Source organism: Puia dinghuensis (assembly GCF_014642875.1).
GTDB classification, from domain to species: domain Bacteria; phylum Bacteroidota; class Bacteroidia; order Chitinophagales; family Chitinophagaceae; genus Puia; species Puia dinghuensis.
In genome coordinates this window covers 740,035-757,672 of the sequence record NZ_BMJC01000005.1, presented here as the reverse complement: position 1 = coordinate 757,672, position 17,638 = coordinate 740,035, and the positions used below count along the sequence as shown (strand labels likewise).

The following is a 17,638-nucleotide window of genomic DNA, read 5'->3' as shown; positions in this document are numbered from 1 at the left end:
TCACGGCATCAGCCTCCGGAGGAATTCTGCTTTCCGGCGATAGGAGACCTCGAGCTCGACCTGATTGCTCATGACGACATAGCCGCCTTTCCCTTTTATATAACTCTTGATCCAGTGCAGATTGATGATGGTGTTGTGATGGATACGAAAGAAGCTGCCTTTGCAGAGCAGGTCCTCATAGTAGCCGATGTTGCGCGACGACACGAGTTTCGATCCGTCGGTAAGATAAAGGGTAGTATAGCTGCCATCCGAACGGCACCAGATGATGTTTTCCAGATCGACAAACTCGTATCCTTGTGCGGTGGGGATGCTGATCTTTTTGTTGGGGTGGCCGGAAAGATTATGAAGCAGTGCGCCGATGCCATTGTGGGTGTTTCGTTCGGTCAGGCGTTGCCGGACGCGAAGCAGGGCTTCCGCCAGTTCGTTGATGCCGATAGGTTTGAGAAGGTAGTCGATGGCCGAGTACCGGAAGGCCTCGAGGGCATAGCTATCGTAGGCCGTGATGCAGATGAGCTCGAAATCGCGTTTTTCCAGCTGCTTGAGCACGTCGAAGCCCAGGCCATTCCCAATGCGGATGTCGAGAAAGACGAGCTGCGGCGCCTTTTCTTCGATGATCCGGACAGCCTTCTCAACATGTCCTGCGACGCCGGTGACTTCCATGTCAGGGGCCAATTGCCTGAGGAATTCGCGGAGGACATAGATGCTTTTTTCTTCGTCTTCGATGATTACGGTGTTGATGGCCATAGTTAGTCAATATTTAAGGGAAAGGAAAGATTCACGATGGTTCCGCTGCCGGGAAGGCCGGCCGACTTTTTGTCCAGAATCTCCAGGATAATCTGTTGCTTATAAATGGAGTTTATTGTCCGGATACGCCGCGCAGTGATACCAGAGCCCTGCGATATATGGCCGGTGCTTTGCTTCCGGGCGTGGCTGTGGTCGATGCCCTGACCGTTGTCTTCGATGGTGCAATGCAGGTAACGGGCGGAGAGGCGGAATTCTACGGATAACTCCCCTATACGGTCCTCCAGCGGTGCGATGCCGTGCTGGACGGCGTTCTCAACATAGGGCTGGATGATCATGGGTGGGATGAAGAGGCCTTCTGTTTCTACCTGCTGTGGTGAGATGAGCTGGTAGTTCATCCGATGGCCCAGCCGGAGTTTTTCCAGTTCGAGATAAAGATTGAGCATTTTGATCTCTTCATTCAGGGAGATGAACGGCGAACTGCTGTAGTTTAAGGTCAGGCGGATGAGGTTGGAGAATTTATGGAGAAAGCTGTTGGCATTCACCGTGTCGGCCCTGAGGACATGGTATTGGATGGAGGTGAGGCAATTAAAGATAAAATGTGGATTCATTTGTGCCCGGAGGGCGGACAACTCCAGATCGTGCATTTTCTTCCTGAGCTGGAATTCTTTCTCTCTTTTGTTCTGGCGCCGGCGGAAGTAGAGATAGAATCCGGCGGCGGTGAGCAGGACGATGAGGGCATAGGTAACCACGAGAAAAGCGGCTGACCGGTAGAAGGGAGAAGGATGAACTATCGGGATCGCTATCGGGTTGCTCCTGTTATTCCACCGATCGATAGATCTTAACTCCAGGACGAAGCGGCCAAAAGGAAGGGTAGGGAATTCGAGGGTATTGCCGGCGAGCCGGTTCCAGTTGCTATCGGCTTCCTCAAGCCGGTATTCATAACCGACATGGCTGCCGCTGCGGTAGGAGATGCCGGCCATTTCGATAAGCAACTTCCCTGACGAATAATTGATCATGAGGCTGTCGGCGACATCGACCGGCCGGCCATCCGCCAGGATGCGGGTAACGACGATGCCGGGTGGAGTGAGAGAGCGGCCGGTGTAGGTTTCCGGGAAGGAGCAGATGCCCCTTGCGGTGCCGGCCCAGACGTATCCCCCTGCGATGACGGTGCGATTAACGTCATTGGCGCGGAGGCCGTCTTCCTCGGTGATGTTGAAAATGCTATAGCGGAGGACGGTGTCCTGCCAGTAGTAGCCGATGCGGGAGATGCCTTTGTCGGTTGCTACCCAGGCGGTATTGCCATCGAAGCTGACCTGTTTGCAGAGATCGCTCGCGAGATTCTGCGCTCTTCCAATGCGGTGAACCGAGCCGGCCTTCCAGATAACGATGCCGTCTTGCGTGGAGACCCACAGGGTAGAGTCAGGGGCGACATCGATGTGATTTATGATGCCCGATAATGCGGGGATGGACTGTCCGAGGGGGGTAACGCGGCCGTTGAGCAAGGCGTATACTCCATGGAGAGTGCCCCAGTAGATATTATCGCCTAGTCCTGTGATGCAGGTGGCGCGTTCGGGCACGATTTGGTTGACCTGCCGGCCGGATGTATCGAAAAAGAAGACGCCTGTCGAGAAAGCCGCGACGATGGTATGATCGGGTCTTATCAGGAGTTCTTTGTGGGCGTTGTGCTGCAACAGCGTATGAGTATCGTCCGGGAATAAGCGGTGGAGGCCCATGTCGGCTGCTACGAGCAGGCTGTGGTGGAGGTAGGGCCGGACATCCATGATGCGATTGTTCTTATTGTTTGCGGCCCAGTGTGGGAATAGCCGGTAGCGCCAGGTATTCCTGTCGAACTCCATTATGTTGCCATCGTCGAATCCAGCCACCAGGCGATGGTCATCCAGAACATGAAGGCTTCGGACGCTGGAAACACTAAGATCCGGCGGACCGGGAATGGTGCTGAAGCAAAGATTGGGCAGATAGAAAACCCCATCGCTGAACGTCGTGACCCAATACCCGCCTTCCCGGTCCTTCATGATAGAGGTGCAATTGCTTCGGGGGAAAAAATGGGTCACGGTAGCGTGCCTGGTCCTGAAATTCCTGATGCGGAGTAATCCCTGATTTCGGGCACATAGCCAGAGCGTGGAATCGTTCTCGCAATAGATGTTGTTGACATAGCTGTTGACACCGCCCACATTGAGCCCCAGGGCATGGAGGGAAAAAAGCGAAGATATCTGCGACATGCTGGCGTACCAGGCGGAATCATAGGTGAAAAAGACGATCGCGTTACTGTCGGGGAGGAGGCCGATGAAGTGCTGTGTTGAAATCACCGGGTCATCGTGGCGGTGAATCGTTGGAAAGTGGAAGCGGCTCTTTGCATGGCTGTTCTGTACCAGGAGGCTACCTCCGTTGGAGGTACTTGAGTTTGAAAAGTAGAAGTTGGTCTTACCCGGTGTGGAGGCCCGCAGGATAGCGAGTTGTGTGTTGTATAGCACTCTTGGGCGGAGATCGCTTGTGAACTTCCACCGGCCGGGGATGTTGGGCGACCGGTAATAGCCGGTCAGTTCGGTTACCTGATCATAGGATGTGAAGAGTATAGAGTCGGTGCGCTGGTCCTCGATGAAGCCTTTTGCCCGTGGGCAATTGTCGAAACGGATGATGGAATCATGATACATCACCGATGGGATGCCGACGAAGGAGAGGAACCAGATGTTGTCATGTCGGTCGAGATACAACTGGAGGATCTCGTTATCGGGGAGACCGTCTTCCTTTGTGTAGGTGTGGAAGGTGCGGCCGTCGAAGCGGGTTACGCCCTGGTTGGTCGCGAACCAGATGAACCCTTTCCGATCCTGAAGACAATGGTAGACGATGGCGCCCGGCAGGCCGTCCTTTACCGTCCACTGCCGGTAGGCCAGCTCCTGCGCGTGGGTTGCGGCGGTGGCGAATATGCAGATGATGACGAGGAGGGCTCGATGCATGCGAATGGATTGCAGGGACAAAAATATTGTTTTGGCGGATAGAAATAAGGGGGTTGCAGCTATTGGTGAAACCGATGCGGTTGTTGGGATTTTGCGACAGTTGTTGGGGTCGTGTTGCGGTTGAGCGTTTTTTCGAGACCGCGGTTGTTGTGCGCGTCAGCTCTTCCACTTGCGGAGTTGCTGGAGAAGGGCGCGGAGGTCTTTTGGCAGGGGGGCTTCGAGGGTGTGGGTGGCGCCGGTGCCGTCGGTGAAGCGGAGAAGATGGGAGTGCAGGGCGAGGCGGGAGAGAAGGGGGCGTTCGTGTTCCTCGTCTTTGGAGAGTTTGAAGTTGCGTTTTATCGATGAGAGGAAGACGGGGCGGGCGTCGCCATAGAGTTCGTCGCAGACGATGGGATGGCTGAGGCTCTGCATATGAACGCGGATCTGGTGCGTGCGGCCGGTATGGATCCGAAACTGAACCAACGAGTATAAGCTTAGCTCTTCAATGACTTCATAGTCGGTGAGGGAGGCTTTGCCATGGCGGTTGATGACCATGACGCCCGGCTTTGCGGGATGTTCCATGATGGGCAAATCGATGCTGCCCTTTTGTTGGGGGAGGATGCCCTGGACAAGACCCTGGTAGACCTTTTCGACCTCCCGGTCTTCGAAGATACCGGACAGATATTTATGTGTCGCTTCGTCCTTTGCAAAGACGATGACTCCGCTGGTGTCGCGGTCGAGGCGATGAACGGTGAAGATGTTGCCGTATTTTTCCCTCAGCCAGGATTTTAAGGAGGGTTCCTTGCCTTGCCGATCGGGGATGCTAAGCAATCCGGCGGGTTTGTTGATGGCGACAAAGGCGTCGTTCTCGAAGAGGATCTCAGGTTTGTACATGATCAATCGCTTTCGGGGCGGGGGGATTTGGGGTTATACGGTTTGCGGCCTTTGGGTGGCGCTGCGGGCTTGCGGCCCTTTGGCGGGATGGAGGGGGTAGGGCGTTTGCCAGGAGCCTGGACACCGGGGCCTGAGGGGCGTTTGGCGTGGGATTCGGGTCCGGCAGGGGCGGCCTTTGTCGAAGCGACAGCCGCTTTGACGTTTGTGGGGGCCGGCTTCGCCGGGGCGAGGGAGCCTCTGAAGGATGAATTGAGGTATTTTAAAATGCGGATCTCCTTCTCCGTGAGCAGGCGCCAATGACCACGCTGGACGTTCTTTTTGGTGAGGCCGGCGTACATGACGCGATCGAGACCGCGGACGTCATAGCCAAGGTGTTCGAAGATGCGGCGTACGATGCGGTTGCGGCCACTGTGGATCTCGAGGCCGATCTGCGTCTTGTCTTTCGGATCGGCATAGGCGAGGACATCCACCTGGGCGGGACCATCTTCCAATGTTATGTCACCGGCGATGATCTTGTCGAAGTCGGCCTTTGTAAGCGGCTTGTCCAGCACGACGTGATATATCTTCTTTATCTCATGGCTGGGGTGAGCGAGTTTCTGGGCGAGGTCGCCGTCGTTGGTGAGCAGCAGTACGCCGGAGGTGTTGCGGTCGAGGCGGCCGATGGGGAAGACGCGTTCGGTAGTTGCGTTGCGAATAAGGTCGAGGACGGTGCGCCGCCCCTGCGGGTCATCGGTGGTGGTGATGTAGTCCTTTGGTTTATTCAGTAAGATATAAACGAAGTTGTGGGAGATGGTGACTTTCTTGCCGTTGACCTTGACGACATCGGCAGGGGTGACCTTTGTTCCGGGTTCGGTGATGAGTTGGCCGTTGACGGTGACTTTCCCCTGGCGGATGAGGTCGGCGGCGTCGCGGCGGGAGCAGAGGCCGCCGTGGGCGATATATTTATTTAATGGGAGCTGTTCACCTGTGGGGGGTGCGCCGGGTGAGGCTTGCTTTGCGGGTTTGGCGATCGCGGGTTTGGCAGTGGGCATGCCGGGTGAGGCGGGCTTTGCGGGGCCTGCGGGTAATTTTGGGCCGCGGGTGATGGCAGGCTTTGCGGGGCGGCCGGTCTCCTGCTGGGTGCGGGCCTTGCGTTTTTCTTCAAAATGCCGTTCGATGGCCGCCTTGCGTTCGCGTTTGGCGGCTTTCTTTTCCTGGCGGAATTCCTCCTTGATGGCAGCGTTGCTCTTTTTGTTATAGAACTTGCTGAAGTTGTCTGTTTTGCGCTTCATGAGTTGCTGTTTTACAACAGTAAGCGCCAAAGATACGATTTTTTATTGGGTTGATGTCAGTTCGCGGATGAAGGCCGTTTCCTTCGGGTCGAAGGGCGATCCGTCGGGGCGGAAGATATCATGAAACCAGACCTTTGGCTCCGCGCCGTCGGGCATGGGGGTATCCCAGGCATATTTTGTGTTGGTCTTCCCGGTGACAAGGCCCCAGTTGATGGCGGCGACGTTTTCCTTTTTCAGCATGGGCATGCTATTGAAGAACGTGCTGTTGCGCAGTCGCGCCATATATTCGGTGCAGATGAGCGGGCGGCCATATTGTTTTAGCGTGTCGATGCAGTGCTGGTGAGCTTCCGGTGCCTCGTAGTCGTGATAGGTGATGACGTCGGAGTTGGATAGTTGATATGCGTTGAGGGTTTTCAGATTGGCGTTCCAGACGCCGGCGGAGAGGGGCTGATCGGGGTTGATCTCGCGTGCCCAGGTGAAGACTTTTTCCAGCAGCGGCAGGCTTTTGTCACCATAGCCGGAGTTGCCGGGTTCATTGTAGAGGTCCCACAAGAGGATGCGGGTGTTGTGCCAGCCGGAGTTGTGGATACCAGGTTTGGGTTGTGGCTGGGCGCCGGCGTGGTAGGTGGCGTTCCAGCAATCGTCGAAGAAGACGAAAATGGTGAGGATATGATGTCTGGCGGCGATGTTGAGGTAGCGCGCCATGCGAAGCCGGAACCCTTTGGGGTCTTCCTGCCAGGCGACGTGATGCAAAAAGACGCGCATGCAGTTGAGGCCGATGGATTTGGCATAGCCGGTGCTGGGCGGGGGCGGATCAGAGGCCGTTGCGGTGGGCGTAGAAGTCGGCGATGGCTTCGTCGATCTGTTGGGGGGTGTTCATGACGAAGTTGTCGCGGGCGGCGATGGGCTCGTCGATGGGCAGGGCGGAGAGGAAGAGCAGCCGGGTGTCGGTTTCGGCGGTGATGATGAGCTCTTCATTTTCCTGCTCGAAGACGATGAGGTGGTGTTCGGCGATGCTTTCGCTGTTGACGCAGACCGTACCCTTTGCGATGTATAAAAGTGTCCAGTAGCCAGCCGTGGCGCTCAGCTGCACGCGGCGGCCTTTTTCGATGTCGCCGGAGATGGTGATGACGGGAGTGAAACTTTTTAGCGGTCCGGTATGGCCTTCAAACAATCCGCTGGCAAGCCGCAGGTGCACGCCCTCCTGTTCAAGAACGGAAGGTTGCAGCTCCCGGGGTGCAAACTGGTAAAAGGGTTCGTCGAATTTGTGCGCCGCGGGGACGTTGATCCATAGTTGGATCAGCTCTTGCACGCCGCCTTGCTCGAGCATACCGGGTGTCGGCCCTTCACTATGAATGATGCCCCTCCCGGCAAACATCCACTGGACGTCTCCGGCGCCGGTGTACCCTTCGTTGCCGGCGTTGTCGAGGTGATAGCCTTCGCCCTGCAACTGGAAGGTGACGGGGGAGAAGCCGCGGTGCGGGTGCATAGGCAGGCGAATTTGCGATCCGGGCTCGATGGTGCGCGGAGGCATGTGGTGGAGGACGATGAAGGGGTTGGCGAAGCGGAACTCAGCATGAGGAAGCGGTTGGAGGACTTTTTCGCCGGGGGCGATCTCTTTTTCGCGCGCCTTGAGGATATGGGTGATCTTCTTTTGCATGAGTGGATGTTTGAGGTTAGTCTTCGAGGACGCCGAACTTTCCGGTTTGTGCTTCGCGGATGGATTGGATAATCTCTTCCTGTGTGTTCATGACGAAGGGACCGTAGCTGGCGATGGGTTCGTTGAGTGGTTCGCCGCTGATCAACAGGATGACGGCTTCTTCGGTGGCCGTGATGGTGATCTCTTCGCCGGCAGTGGGGGAGGCGGAGTTGGGCGCGTCCGTTGCGAATAAAACGAAGCTGTGTTTGGGCGCGGATTGACCGTTGACTTCTGCGCTGCCGTCGACGACCAGGAGGGCGGTGTTATAGCCGGCGGGCAGGGAAGTGGTGAATGTGGCGTCTTTGTGCAGCCGAAGGTCGGCAACGACGACGGGGCTGTACGTCTGTGCGGGTCCGGTGATGCCATTGAGGGTGCCTGCAATGATGTTGACATGACCCTTGTCTTCCGGCAGGAAATATTTATTCATCTGACCGGCGGTGATGGCCTGATAGTGAGGCGGGGTAAGCTTGTGTTTCTTAGGAAGGTTGACCCACAACTGCACCATTTCGAAGGGGCCGCCGCACCTGGAGTATTCCTGTTCGTGATATTCTTTGTGTAAGATGCCCGCGCCTGCCGTCATCCACTGGACGTCGCCTGGATTCACGACGCCGCTGTTGCCCGCGCTGTCATGATGCGCGACGCTGCCTTTGTAGGCGATGGTCACCGTTTCAAACCCTTTGTGCGGATGGACGCCGACGCCGCGAACCCGATTGGATGGCGCGAAGTCTATCTCGGCGTTGAAGTCGAGCAACAGGAAGGGGCTGATCCGTTGTTGCGGGATGGTGTCGCCGGGAATGTAATTATATACCCGGAAACCGTCGCCTACCATGCCGGGGGCAGCGGGTTGGGCTATGATGCGTTCGATATTTTTTTTCATAATGCGAAGTTAGGGCATGGGAGGTGGGGTACGAATAACCTAGATTAAGCGCGGGTGTTAAGCATTTTGCTCAGGAATTCGGGGGTGACGCCGATGTAGGAAGCCACCTGTTTTTGGGGCAGGCAGCCGATGAGGGATGGGTAGAGCTGGCAGAACTGGGCGTACCGTTCTTTGGCGGGCAGGCTGAGGATGCTGACCAGGCGGGCCTGGTGCGCGGCGAGGGCATTCTGGGAGATGATGCGGAAGAAGCGTTCGAACTTCGGTATTTTGATAAAGAGCCCTTCGAGATCGGATTGGCGCAGCCAGAATATTTCGCTGTCTTCGAGGGCATCGACATTGAGGATGCCAGGCGTTTGACGGATCGAGCTGCCGATGTCGGCGGCCCACCAGCCGGGCGGTGCGAACTGGATGACGTGTTCGAAGCCGTTGTGATCGATGGAGTAGCTGCGGAGCAGCCCGGCGGTGACGAAGGCGGGTCCCTTGGATATCTCGCCTTCCCGGGAAAAGAATTGCTTTTTTTTGATGGTGCGGTGTTGGAGAACGGAAACAAACCGGGCCTGCTCTTCCTCAGTAAGGGTGATATGGCGGGCGATACTTTGGAGGAGCAAGGTGGCGTCCATAAGCATTATTCTTTGTTTGCCAGTTGACCGCAGGCGGCATCGATGTCTTTTCCGCGGCTGTGGCGAAGGCGGACGTTGACGCGATTGCGCTCCAGGTGTTGCATGAATTGCTGGATGGCGTTTTCGTCGGGTTTGGAGAAGAGGGCTTGATCGATGGGGTTGTACTCGATGATGTTGATGAGATCGGCGGGGACCTGGCGGTAGATCTTTATCAGTTCGTCGGCATCCTGATGGCTGTCGTTGAAGTCTTTGAACAGGATATATTCAAACGTGATCTCGTTGCCGGTTTGTTGATAGAAATAGTTCAGCGCATCGACGAGGGCCTTTATATTATTAGTCTCGTTGATGGGCATGATCTCGTTGCGTTTGCGGTCGTTGGCGGCGTGGAGCGAGAGGGCCAGTTTGAACTTTACCTTATCGTCGCCCAGTTGGCGGATCATTTTGGCGACGCCGGCGGTGGAGACGGTGATACGGCGGGGGCTCATGGCGAGCCCGTCGGGGGACGTGATCTTCTCGATGGCCTTGAGGACGTTCTTATAATTGAGCAGGGGTTCACCCATACCCATAAAAACGATGTTCGTGAGTTTCTTGTTGAAGACGCGCTCCGACTGCTGGTTGATGAGCACGACTTCGTCATAAATTTCGTCGTAGTCGAGATTGCGCTTGCGATCCATATACCCCGTCGCGCAGAATTTACAGCTGAGGCTACAGCCGATCTGCGAGGAGACGCAGGCCGTCTTACGTTCGTCGGTGGGGATGAGGACGCCTTCGACGAGGTGGTGGTCGGCGGTGCGGAAGCGGCTCTTGATGGTTCCGTCCGCGGAGTATTGGGTGGCGTCGACGCTGATGGCCGGGAAGGAGAAGTTGTCGGCCAGCATATGACGGAGGTCTTTGCTGAGATTGGTCATCTCGTCAAAGCTATGGGCATGCTTTTGCCACAGCCATTCCCATACCTGCTTTACCCGGAACTTCTTTTCGCCCAGGGTTTCGAAGTATTGTTCCAACTCACTCAGGCTCAGGTGCCTGATATTCTTTTTCTCCTTTATCGTTGCCATTAGGCGGCAAAGGTACAATTTTTTTGGGTGGGGGGTGGCGGTTACCACGTAAGTTGGAAGCTGCGGTGGTTCAGGGTGCCGTTGGGCGCTTCGGAGTGGGGGATTTCCGTAAATCCCAGCTGCAGCAGGCATTCGCACTCGATGTGGCGGGAATTTTCGAGTTTGACGTGGATGCCGGAGAGGGTGCGGCGGCCGTTAACACGGAGGCTGCGGAGGTGGACGATAACGCGCCGCCAGGCGGCGAGCGCGGCAGGGCGGTTGTTGAGGACGCCCCGCGGGGCGGTGAGGAAGACCTCGTCTGCGCCGGCGATCTCGAGGAAGAAGAGAGGATCGTTGCCGGACATACACATCCAGCTCATCTGCCGGGACAGCTTGTCCGTCTTTTGCCATTCTTCCTTCAACAACCGGCGGAGTCGCCGCTCCCAACCCGGGGGCTGCCTTAAGGCATCAGCCAGCCATTGGCTGATGTAGATAGCATCGGAGAGTTGCAGTGGACGAAAGTAGATGCGGTGCTTTTTGAAACCGGGCATAGGTGGTTAAGAATGACCGCAGCAAAGAAAGTATCGCCCACGGAAAAGATAGTGCAGTCGAATTCGACAACTTTTTTTGGCGGCGGAGGGGTTAGACGGGGGGCCTTTTCGTTTGCGTGCGGATCGGAGTGCCCGAAGGATGGGGAGTAATCGTTATATATCCGTGAGATATGTCTCGGCGGAGCGCGTTACATTTGAGCCGTAAATTGCTCCTGTTATGTATGAAATCTTGCTGGTGGAGGATGATCCTTCCATTGCCAATTTGCTCAATCTGCACCTGCGGGCACCGGATTTTCGAGTGACGGTGTGCGAAGAGGCGGCGAAGGCCCCGGAGCGGCTGCGGTCGATGGTTTTTGACCTCATCATCCTCGATATCCTGCTGCCGGATGGCAATGGGATCGAGATCTGCCGCCGCATCCGCGCGGAAAAGAACTGGACGCCGGTGCTGATGCTCAGTGCGTTGTCGGATGAATCGGACAAGGTGCTGGCGCTGGAAATCGGGGCGGATGATTATCTGACGAAGCCGTTTGGGGTGGGTGAACTGATGGCGCGGGTGCGCGCCTTGTTGCGGCGGCGGCCTGTAGTAGAGGGGCAGGGCCAGGGGTTGGGTGAAGGTGGGGCGATGGGGGTGCAGGCGGGCACGGAGGGGGGATCGGCGAGTGGTCCGGCGACTGAGGCGGGGCAGGGCCCGGGGATCATTGAATATCGCGATCTGATGATCGATCGGCCCAAACGCAAGGTGACCATGCGGGGACAGCGCCTCGAACTGACGCCAAAGGAATTCGATCTGTTATGTTTGCTGGCCGAACACCCTGGCAAGACGTTCTCGCGGCACGAGTTGCTTGAGATCATCTGGGGCTTCGCCTTCCAGGAATATGAGCATACGGTGACCTCCCATATCAACCGCCTGCGGATAAAGATCGAGCCCAACCTGAATAAACCCGAATACATACTCACTACCTGGGGGGCCGGCTACCGGTTTGCAGAATGAAAACCCTACGTATCGTCCTGTTCAGGCGGGTCTATCTCGTTGTCTTTTTGCTTATCCTCGTGATGGGTCTGCTGTTTACCGGCATCACCTATCTTGCCATCACCAATTTCTACGAGGCGAGCACGCAATTGCTCAATAAGGATGTGGCGGGGCATATTGCGGAGTTCACGAGTCCCTATGGCCGGGAGGGTTTCGACCGGCACAAGGCGGATTCCGTTTTTTATGACGCGATGGTCATCAGCCCGAGCGCGGAAGTGTACTTCCTCGATACGACAGGCCGGGTGATCTATTACCATGGGCAGCCGGAGGAGATAAAAGAATACCAGGTGTCGCTGGGGCCGATCGAGCGATACCTGGCGTCGGGGGGGAATATGCATGTGTTGGGGGTGGATCCACGTGATCGGGACAGACCGAAGATCTTTTCCGTGTCGGAAGTAGCCGGCGCGACGGGAAGGCTAGGGTATATTTATGTGATACTGGGGAGCCAACAATACCGCAGCGTAACCCAGATGCTTTTTAACAGCCGGATCATGCCGATGGTAACAGGGTCGGTGATGTTGCTGTTGGCGGTGTCGCTGCTGATCACGATACTGTATATTCAACGCCTGCGGGAGCAGGATAATATCCGGCGGGTGAAGGCGTCAGAGAAAGAGCGGCGCGACTTCATGGTGAATATTTCGCACGATCTGCGGACGCCGATGGCTATCGCCCTGGGCTATGCGGAGACGCTGGCGCTGAGAAAGTCGGAGTTGAGGGTTGACGAGGAGCAGGCTTATGGCGACCTGGTGGTGGCGAAGCTGCGGCAGATGGACAAAATGGTGAACCAACTGTTCGAGCTATCCAAGATGGAGTCGGCGAGTTTCGAGGCGCATCGCGAGCCCTTTGTATTCTCGGAGATGATGCAGGAGGTGTTGCATGCGTTGGGGACCGGGGGACGCGTTGAGCTGTTGAATGGCACCGATGGCAGCTGGATCGAGGCGGATGTGTCGATGATGGAGCGGGTGGTGCAGAACCTTGTTGTCAACGCGCTGGCCTATACACCGTCTGGCGGACGGATTGAAATAGTCCTGGAGCGTTTGGGTGAGGTGCTGGTCTTTCGAATTTCGAATGCGGGGGCGCCGTTGCCGGCCGATCTGGTGAAGTGGATCAATACTACGGATGCGGTGCGTCCCGGGCGAAGTGCGATTGGACTGGCTATTGTCCGGAAGATATTATTGTTGCATGGGTTTGCCTTCCATGTTGAAGTGAAGGAGGGGGAGAATGTGTTCGTGGTGCGGATGCCGGTGTTTCAGACGGGATGAGGTTGTTGATGCCGACGAACGGAGCGTCGCAACCGGGGCTTCATCGGGCGGTGATGCTGGTGCCATAATTACTATAACGGAATGATCCTGGAGACCCTTCCGGGCGTGGAAGAGTCTCACAGAGATCAATAGTCGCGGTTTGGGCTAGGGACGTTCAACAAGGGATTAATGGGCTACGGTGTCGGGCTAGGGGTATTCGACAAGGGTGTAGGGCTTGGGGGTGTTTAAAGGGACGTTCTATATGGACCGTTCGACTCTCGGGTTGTTGCGGATGAGGTGTGGCAGGCGGAGGTAGTGGTTTGAGGGAGGCGGAGAAGGTTGGGGCTGGATTCGAGTGCAAGATAAGACGGATTGTCCTGCGTGACAATACCCGAAATGTGGTAATTCCGTAAATTGCCGCCTATGAATACTGTTTATGTAATCGATAGTGTGCGGACGCCGATCGGGAAGTATGGCGGGGCGCTTAGCTCCATCCGGCCGGATGACCTGCTTACCCATGTAATAGTGTCCTTGATGGAGCGTAACCCGGGCGTCGACAAAGCGGCGATAGAAGATGTCATCGCGGGGGATGCGAACCAGGCGGGAGAAGACAACCGGAATGTTGCGCGGATGGCGGCGTTGCTGGCGGGGTTGCCCGTGACGGTTCCGGGGACGACGGTGAACCGGCTCTGTGCGTCGGGTCTGCAAGCCATTATGGACGCTGCGCGGGCTATCGCGTGTGGAGATGGCGACCTGCTTATCGCGGGTGGTGTGGAAAGCATGACGCGGGCGCCGTTTGTGATGGGCAAGAGTTCTTCTGCTTATAGCCGGCAGTCGGAGGTATTCGATTCGACCATCGGGTGGCGGTTTGTCAATAAGCGAATGGCGGAGATGCATCATCCCTATTCCATGGGGGAGACGGCGGAAAATGTGGCCCGGCAGTGGAAGGTATCGCGGGAGGCGCAGGACGTGTTTGGACTGGCCTCGCAGCAGAAATATTTTGCGGCGTTGGAGGCGGGGAAGTGGAACGACGAGATCGCGCCTGTTCCCGTATTGGGGGGCAAGCAGGAGATGATCTATTTTTCGGTGGATGAACCGCCGCGGCAGACTTCGCTGGAGAAACTGGCGGCGCTGCGGCCGGCCTTTGCAAAAGATGGGTCGGTGACGGCGGGGAATTCTTCGGGCATAAATGATGGAGCGGCGGCGATGCTACTGGCGAGTGAGGCGGCGGTGAGCCGGTTTGGATTGAAGCCGCGGGCGCGGGTGGTGAGTATGGCGGTGGCGGGGGTGGACCCGGCAATAATGGGAGTTGGACCGATCCCGGCGGCGCAGAAGGCGCTTTCGCGGGCGGGGCTTTCGGTTGGCGACCTGGGGCTGGTCGAGTTGAATGAGGCGTTTGCGGTGCAGGCGCTGGTCTGTATGCAGGAGCTTGGCCTCGATGCTTCCGTCGTGAATGTCAATGGCGGGTCTATAGCGATAGGGCATCCGCTGGGGTGTAGCGGGGTGCGGATCTCGACGACGCTCGTTCATGAGATGGGGCGGCGGCCGGAGGTGCGGTATGGGTTGGCGACGATGTGTGTGGGCGTGGGGCAAGGGGCGGCGATGGTCTACGAGCGGGTGTAGAGGATGCGGGGCGGGGTGTCGGGAGATTAGGCCGGCGGGAGGCGGAAGCGCGGGGAGATGGTGGGGTGACGGGTGTAGGGGATGCGGGGAGATGGGATGGGGCGACATGCCGGTGCAACGCTACTACCTCGTTTGCTGGACAAAATGCCAGCACACCCCGGCAATATCAATGAGGTTGAACTCCCGGCCATAGGGTTGCTGCCGGATCTCCCCGATGCGGATAGCATACTTTTCGGGCAATTGCTTATCCAGGACCATCTTTCTGAATTCGCCGACATCACTGACCTTAACGCTAAGCATAAAATTGTGGGCGAATTCTACTTTATCGAAGTGCTGAAGGATGAACCGGCAGCCGTCACATTGAAGGCCGGCATAGCCATCCACTTCCCAATTGATATGAAAGCCCAGATCCTGGAAGAGTTGTTTGGAGCGATGGAAGTCGCTGCCGGAGGGTACAAACGGTTCGAGAGAAAGAATTTGCATGATAGAGGTTTATGGGTTCGAATTTAAGGATTAATGCCGGCTATCTGGTAAAAGAGGGTGGGTGAAAATTTGTAAATTGGGGGATGGAATTTCGTACAAAAATCGTTATCCGGCGACGGAACAAGCGGGCGTATATAGCCTATGCGGGACTGATCATTGCCGCCTCGTCGTTGTTGGTGTTTTTTATTCCTTCATCAATTAACGAATATTATCCTTATGTTTTTGGGGCTGGGATTGCGGTGGTGATCATTGGGGCGGTGGTCGCGCGAGGTGATGTCCGCAATTATGGGTTTTCGGCCGATGATCTTGTGGTTAGCACGGAGGGGATCACGGTGGGGGCGGTGCATTATCCGCTGCGGATGGTTCGGAACATGAATTTTAATGTGGAGGCCTATAACGGACTGTATGTGAATGATGGGGCGATGGTTTCGGGCAGTAATTCGGATGGGATGACCAATGATCTATCCTTCGAGTCGGGGAGTGGCAAGGTCTCGGTGGGGTTTTACCTGGATAGCAAGGAGCATGTGCAGCAGCTGGGCCTTGTGTTTGACGCGTTTTACCGGGCGCATTTGCCTTTTATCGAGCGCAACCGCGGGCGGCAGACGTATTTGTTTCAGCATTTGAGCGGCGTGGCGTTGGAAGAGTTTAAGCGGAAGTATGGGTATGCGTGAGGGGGTGGTGCGTCGGATGACAAGGATTACTTTCTTTTCTTGCCTTTTAGGTCTTCAATACATTGATTGTAGATAAGATCGACAACTGCCTTTTTGTCGATTTCAAGGAGGGACGCTATGTGAAAGGCATTTTCATAGGTAAATCGCTGGGGAGTCTTTAGCAGCTTATTGAAGGTTTGGTGATGCATTCCCAAATCCTGGGCGAGGACCGTCTTTGGGAGGGCTTTGCTGGTAAATATCTGCCGGAAGGCGGTGATCTTCCCGGCCTCGATTAGATTTTTTACATTTTTATAGCGCTCATCCCGTTGCATTCGGCAAAGAAACGGGCAAAGTCTTAGTCGGACACTAAAAGCGTCTGATATTTACTCATTTACTGTCAAAAGCTGACATAAAATACGTCATAAAATGACATATGGTTATTAAAAAGATGTATCTTGGTGTTTATTAGAAGATAAGGTTTTAGAAGGCTATGGCTACCTGATTAGCGCCGGGCGGTTGTGGAATGCCGCCCGTTTTACGATATTCGCGGTACTTCAACTTATTGAAGCTACTCGCTTTTGATTCTCGTCTTAGAAACCTAGGAAATTTCGAAGGAAACGGGATGATAAGGTGATGAGCTCGCGTTCGTGCGCGGGCTCTCTCTTATTCGTTTCCAGGCTTCCTAGGGCCTCTAAGACGGTAAGATGAGAGTTCCGCGCTTTTTTCATTTCTACAATTCCAGGTGACCAATGTTTTTCATTTTTTTCATAGGAAGAACGCCGTATGTCTATACGGTGTGAAGGTTTAACTGGTTATTTGGCTCCCGGTTGGTAGCGAAGGCAGTTTAAACAGTTAAAACACAAGAACTGACAAAGCCCCTCACCCATTCCTGGCGAAGGGGCCATTTTATTTATTCGCCGGTTGGGATGTTTTTGAGATGATTGATTGCTTCGTCGAAGTCTGACTCGTAGCGATGGTCCTGGATAACGCGGTAATGTGCGAATTGTTCTTCGGCTAATTTTTTGGCGATCTCTGCGCTGATGCGGCCGGCGTCTTTTAATACGGCATATTCATTGAATTGAAGGAAGGCATCCATCCGAGTGGCCCAGTCTTTCATGGTCATCGCGATTTTTCGTTTGGCCTGGTTCTCCGCATAATCGAGATACATGCTTACGATGCGATTGAGTTCGTCCAGTTCTTTTTCTTCGAGATAATTTTTAGCGATGGTGACGTCGGATTTCTGGATCTTTCCCTTAGGGGCGTGTTTCCAGGTGGTGAGGCCCATGTTGGGCTTGGCGGCCTGGGCCCGTTGGGCGATGATCTCTGCGGCGGTGTGCCCGGTGATGGCCCAGTGGAGTTTGTTTTGGACGGTTTGGTAGAATGTGCGGGTAATCTCGGATCGGGGATCGTAGTCCATGCTGCATTGGGCGAAGATGTCGGTTATTTTTTGGTAGAACCTTCTTTCGCTGGCGCGGATCTCGCGGATACGTTCGAGTAGTTCGTCAAAATAGTCTTTGCCAAAGTTTTTGCCTTGTTTCAGGCGTTCGTCATCCAGGACAAAACCCTTTATGATGTATTCCCGGAGGGTTTTGGTGGACCAGATGCGGAAACGGGTGGCTTCGATGGAGTTGACGCGATAGCCGACGGCAATGATGGCGTCGAGGTTGTAGAAGTCGACTTCCCGGGAGACTTCACGGGTGCCCTCTATTTGAACTATTCGAAAAATTCGAATAGTTGATTTTTCTTCTAACTCGCTGGTTTTGAATATTTCTTTCAGATGGTAGTTTATCGTTTGGACTTCTACGCCGAATAATTCGGCCATTTTCTTTTGCGAAAGCCAAAAGGTTTCTTCTTCGTAGAAGACTTCGATATGTGTCTTTCCCTCGGGCGCCGTATACAGCAATATCTCGAATGTTTGCATAAGATGGTCTTTTGGGCAAAAAGGGTTTTGCCGGACAATAAATTTA

The 17,638-nt window shown here is 55.4% G+C and carries 17 protein-coding genes; 4 read left to right on the top strand and 13 right to left on the bottom strand.

The genetic code is table 11. From position 1 onward, the window contains the following. From IEY39_RS24760 to IEY39_RS24715, 10 genes are all read right to left on the bottom strand, one after another. Complete coding sequence (locus IEY39_RS24760) at positions 1-744, bottom strand: LytR/AlgR family response regulator transcription factor (protein ID WP_188936704.1); 744 nt, start codon at positions 742-744, stop codon at positions 1-3. Between the two features lie 2 nt (positions 745-746). Continuing rightward, positions 747-3,719, bottom strand: a complete 2,973-nt coding sequence (locus tag IEY39_RS24755) for a sensor histidine kinase (protein ID WP_188936703.1) — start codon at positions 3,717-3,719, stop codon at positions 747-749. A 156-nt stretch (positions 3,720-3,875) separates the two neighbouring features. Further along, positions 3,876-4,592: an RluA family pseudouridine synthase gene (locus tag IEY39_RS24750; RefSeq protein WP_188936702.1), complete on the bottom strand. Its 717-nt coding sequence runs from the start codon at positions 4,590-4,592 to the stop codon at positions 3,876-3,878. Between the two features lie 2 nt (positions 4,593-4,594). Further along, a complete protein-coding gene (locus tag IEY39_RS24745) occupies positions 4,595-5,863 on the bottom strand; it encodes a pseudouridine synthase (RefSeq protein WP_188936701.1) in 1,269 nt (422 codons plus the stop codon). 42 nt (positions 5,864-5,905) lie between these two features. After that, positions 5,906-6,628 (bottom strand): glycoside hydrolase family 2 TIM barrel-domain containing protein, encoded by a 723-nt coding sequence (locus IEY39_RS24740; RefSeq protein WP_188936700.1) that lies wholly within the window; start codon positions 6,626-6,628, stop codon positions 5,906-5,908. 49 nt (positions 6,629-6,677) lie between these two features. Further along, the gene (locus IEY39_RS24735) at positions 6,678-7,523 is read right to left on the bottom strand and encodes a pirin family protein (RefSeq protein WP_188936699.1); all 846 of its coding nucleotides are present in this window, start codon (positions 7,521-7,523) and stop codon (positions 6,678-6,680) included. Between the two features lie 16 nt (positions 7,524-7,539). Then, positions 7,540-8,439, bottom strand: coding sequence for a pirin family protein (locus IEY39_RS24730; RefSeq protein ID WP_188936698.1), 900 nt, complete (start codon positions 8,437-8,439; stop codon positions 7,540-7,542). 44 nt (positions 8,440-8,483) lie between these two features. Beyond that, positions 8,484-9,059, bottom strand: coding sequence for a Crp/Fnr family transcriptional regulator (locus IEY39_RS24725; protein WP_188936696.1), 576 nt, complete (start codon positions 9,057-9,059; stop codon positions 8,484-8,486). A 5-nt stretch (positions 9,060-9,064) separates the two neighbouring features. After that, positions 9,065-10,114: a dual-specificity RNA methyltransferase RlmN gene (gene rlmN, locus IEY39_RS24720; RefSeq protein ID WP_188936694.1), complete on the bottom strand. Its 1,050-nt coding sequence runs from the start codon at positions 10,112-10,114 to the stop codon at positions 9,065-9,067. 41 nt (positions 10,115-10,155) lie between these two features. Continuing rightward, positions 10,156-10,644: a hypothetical protein gene (locus IEY39_RS24715; RefSeq protein WP_188936693.1), complete on the bottom strand. Its 489-nt coding sequence runs from the start codon at positions 10,642-10,644 to the stop codon at positions 10,156-10,158. Positions 10,645-10,861: 217 nt separating this feature from the next. Between IEY39_RS24715 and IEY39_RS24710 the strand changes: the two genes are divergently transcribed. From IEY39_RS24710 to IEY39_RS24700, 3 genes are all read left to right on the top strand, one after another. Then, on the top strand, positions 10,862-11,635 hold the full coding sequence (locus tag IEY39_RS24710; protein WP_188936691.1) for a response regulator transcription factor: 774 nt from the start codon (positions 10,862-10,864) through the stop codon (positions 11,633-11,635). Beyond that, on the top strand, positions 11,632-12,936 hold the full coding sequence (locus IEY39_RS24705; RefSeq protein WP_188936689.1) for a sensor histidine kinase: 1,305 nt from the start codon (positions 11,632-11,634) through the stop codon (positions 12,934-12,936). Before IEY39_RS24710 ends, IEY39_RS24705 begins: the two co-directional genes overlap by 4 nt. Positions 12,937-13,338: 402 nt before the next feature. Continuing rightward, on the top strand, positions 13,339-14,538 hold the full coding sequence (locus tag IEY39_RS24700) for an acetyl-CoA C-acyltransferase (RefSeq protein WP_188936687.1): 1,200 nt from the start codon (positions 13,339-13,341) through the stop codon (positions 14,536-14,538). Positions 14,539-14,661: 123 nt separating this feature from the next. Here the strand turns inward: IEY39_RS24700 and IEY39_RS24695 are convergent, their stop codons facing one another. After that, positions 14,662-15,021: a VOC family protein gene (locus IEY39_RS24695; protein ID WP_188936685.1), complete on the bottom strand. Its 360-nt coding sequence runs from the start codon at positions 15,019-15,021 to the stop codon at positions 14,662-14,664. Positions 15,022-15,104: 83 nt separating this feature from the next. Between IEY39_RS24695 and IEY39_RS24690 the strand changes: the two genes are divergently transcribed. Next, positions 15,105-15,692, top strand: coding sequence for a hypothetical protein (locus tag IEY39_RS24690; RefSeq protein ID WP_188936683.1), 588 nt, complete (start codon positions 15,105-15,107; stop codon positions 15,690-15,692). A 26-nt stretch (positions 15,693-15,718) separates the two neighbouring features. Here IEY39_RS24690 and IEY39_RS24685 read toward each other — a convergent pair whose 3' ends face one another. Both IEY39_RS24685 and IEY39_RS24680 read right to left on the bottom strand, forming a co-directional pair. Continuing rightward, entirely contained in the window at positions 15,719-16,003 is a 285-nt protein-coding gene (locus tag IEY39_RS24685; protein WP_188936681.1) for a hypothetical protein, read from the bottom strand. Between the two features lie 578 nt (positions 16,004-16,581). Continuing rightward, the gene (locus IEY39_RS24680) at positions 16,582-17,592 is read right to left on the bottom strand and encodes a virulence RhuM family protein (RefSeq protein ID WP_188936679.1); all 1,011 of its coding nucleotides are present in this window, start codon (positions 17,590-17,592) and stop codon (positions 16,582-16,584) included. Positions 17,593-17,638 lie beyond the last annotated feature (46 nt).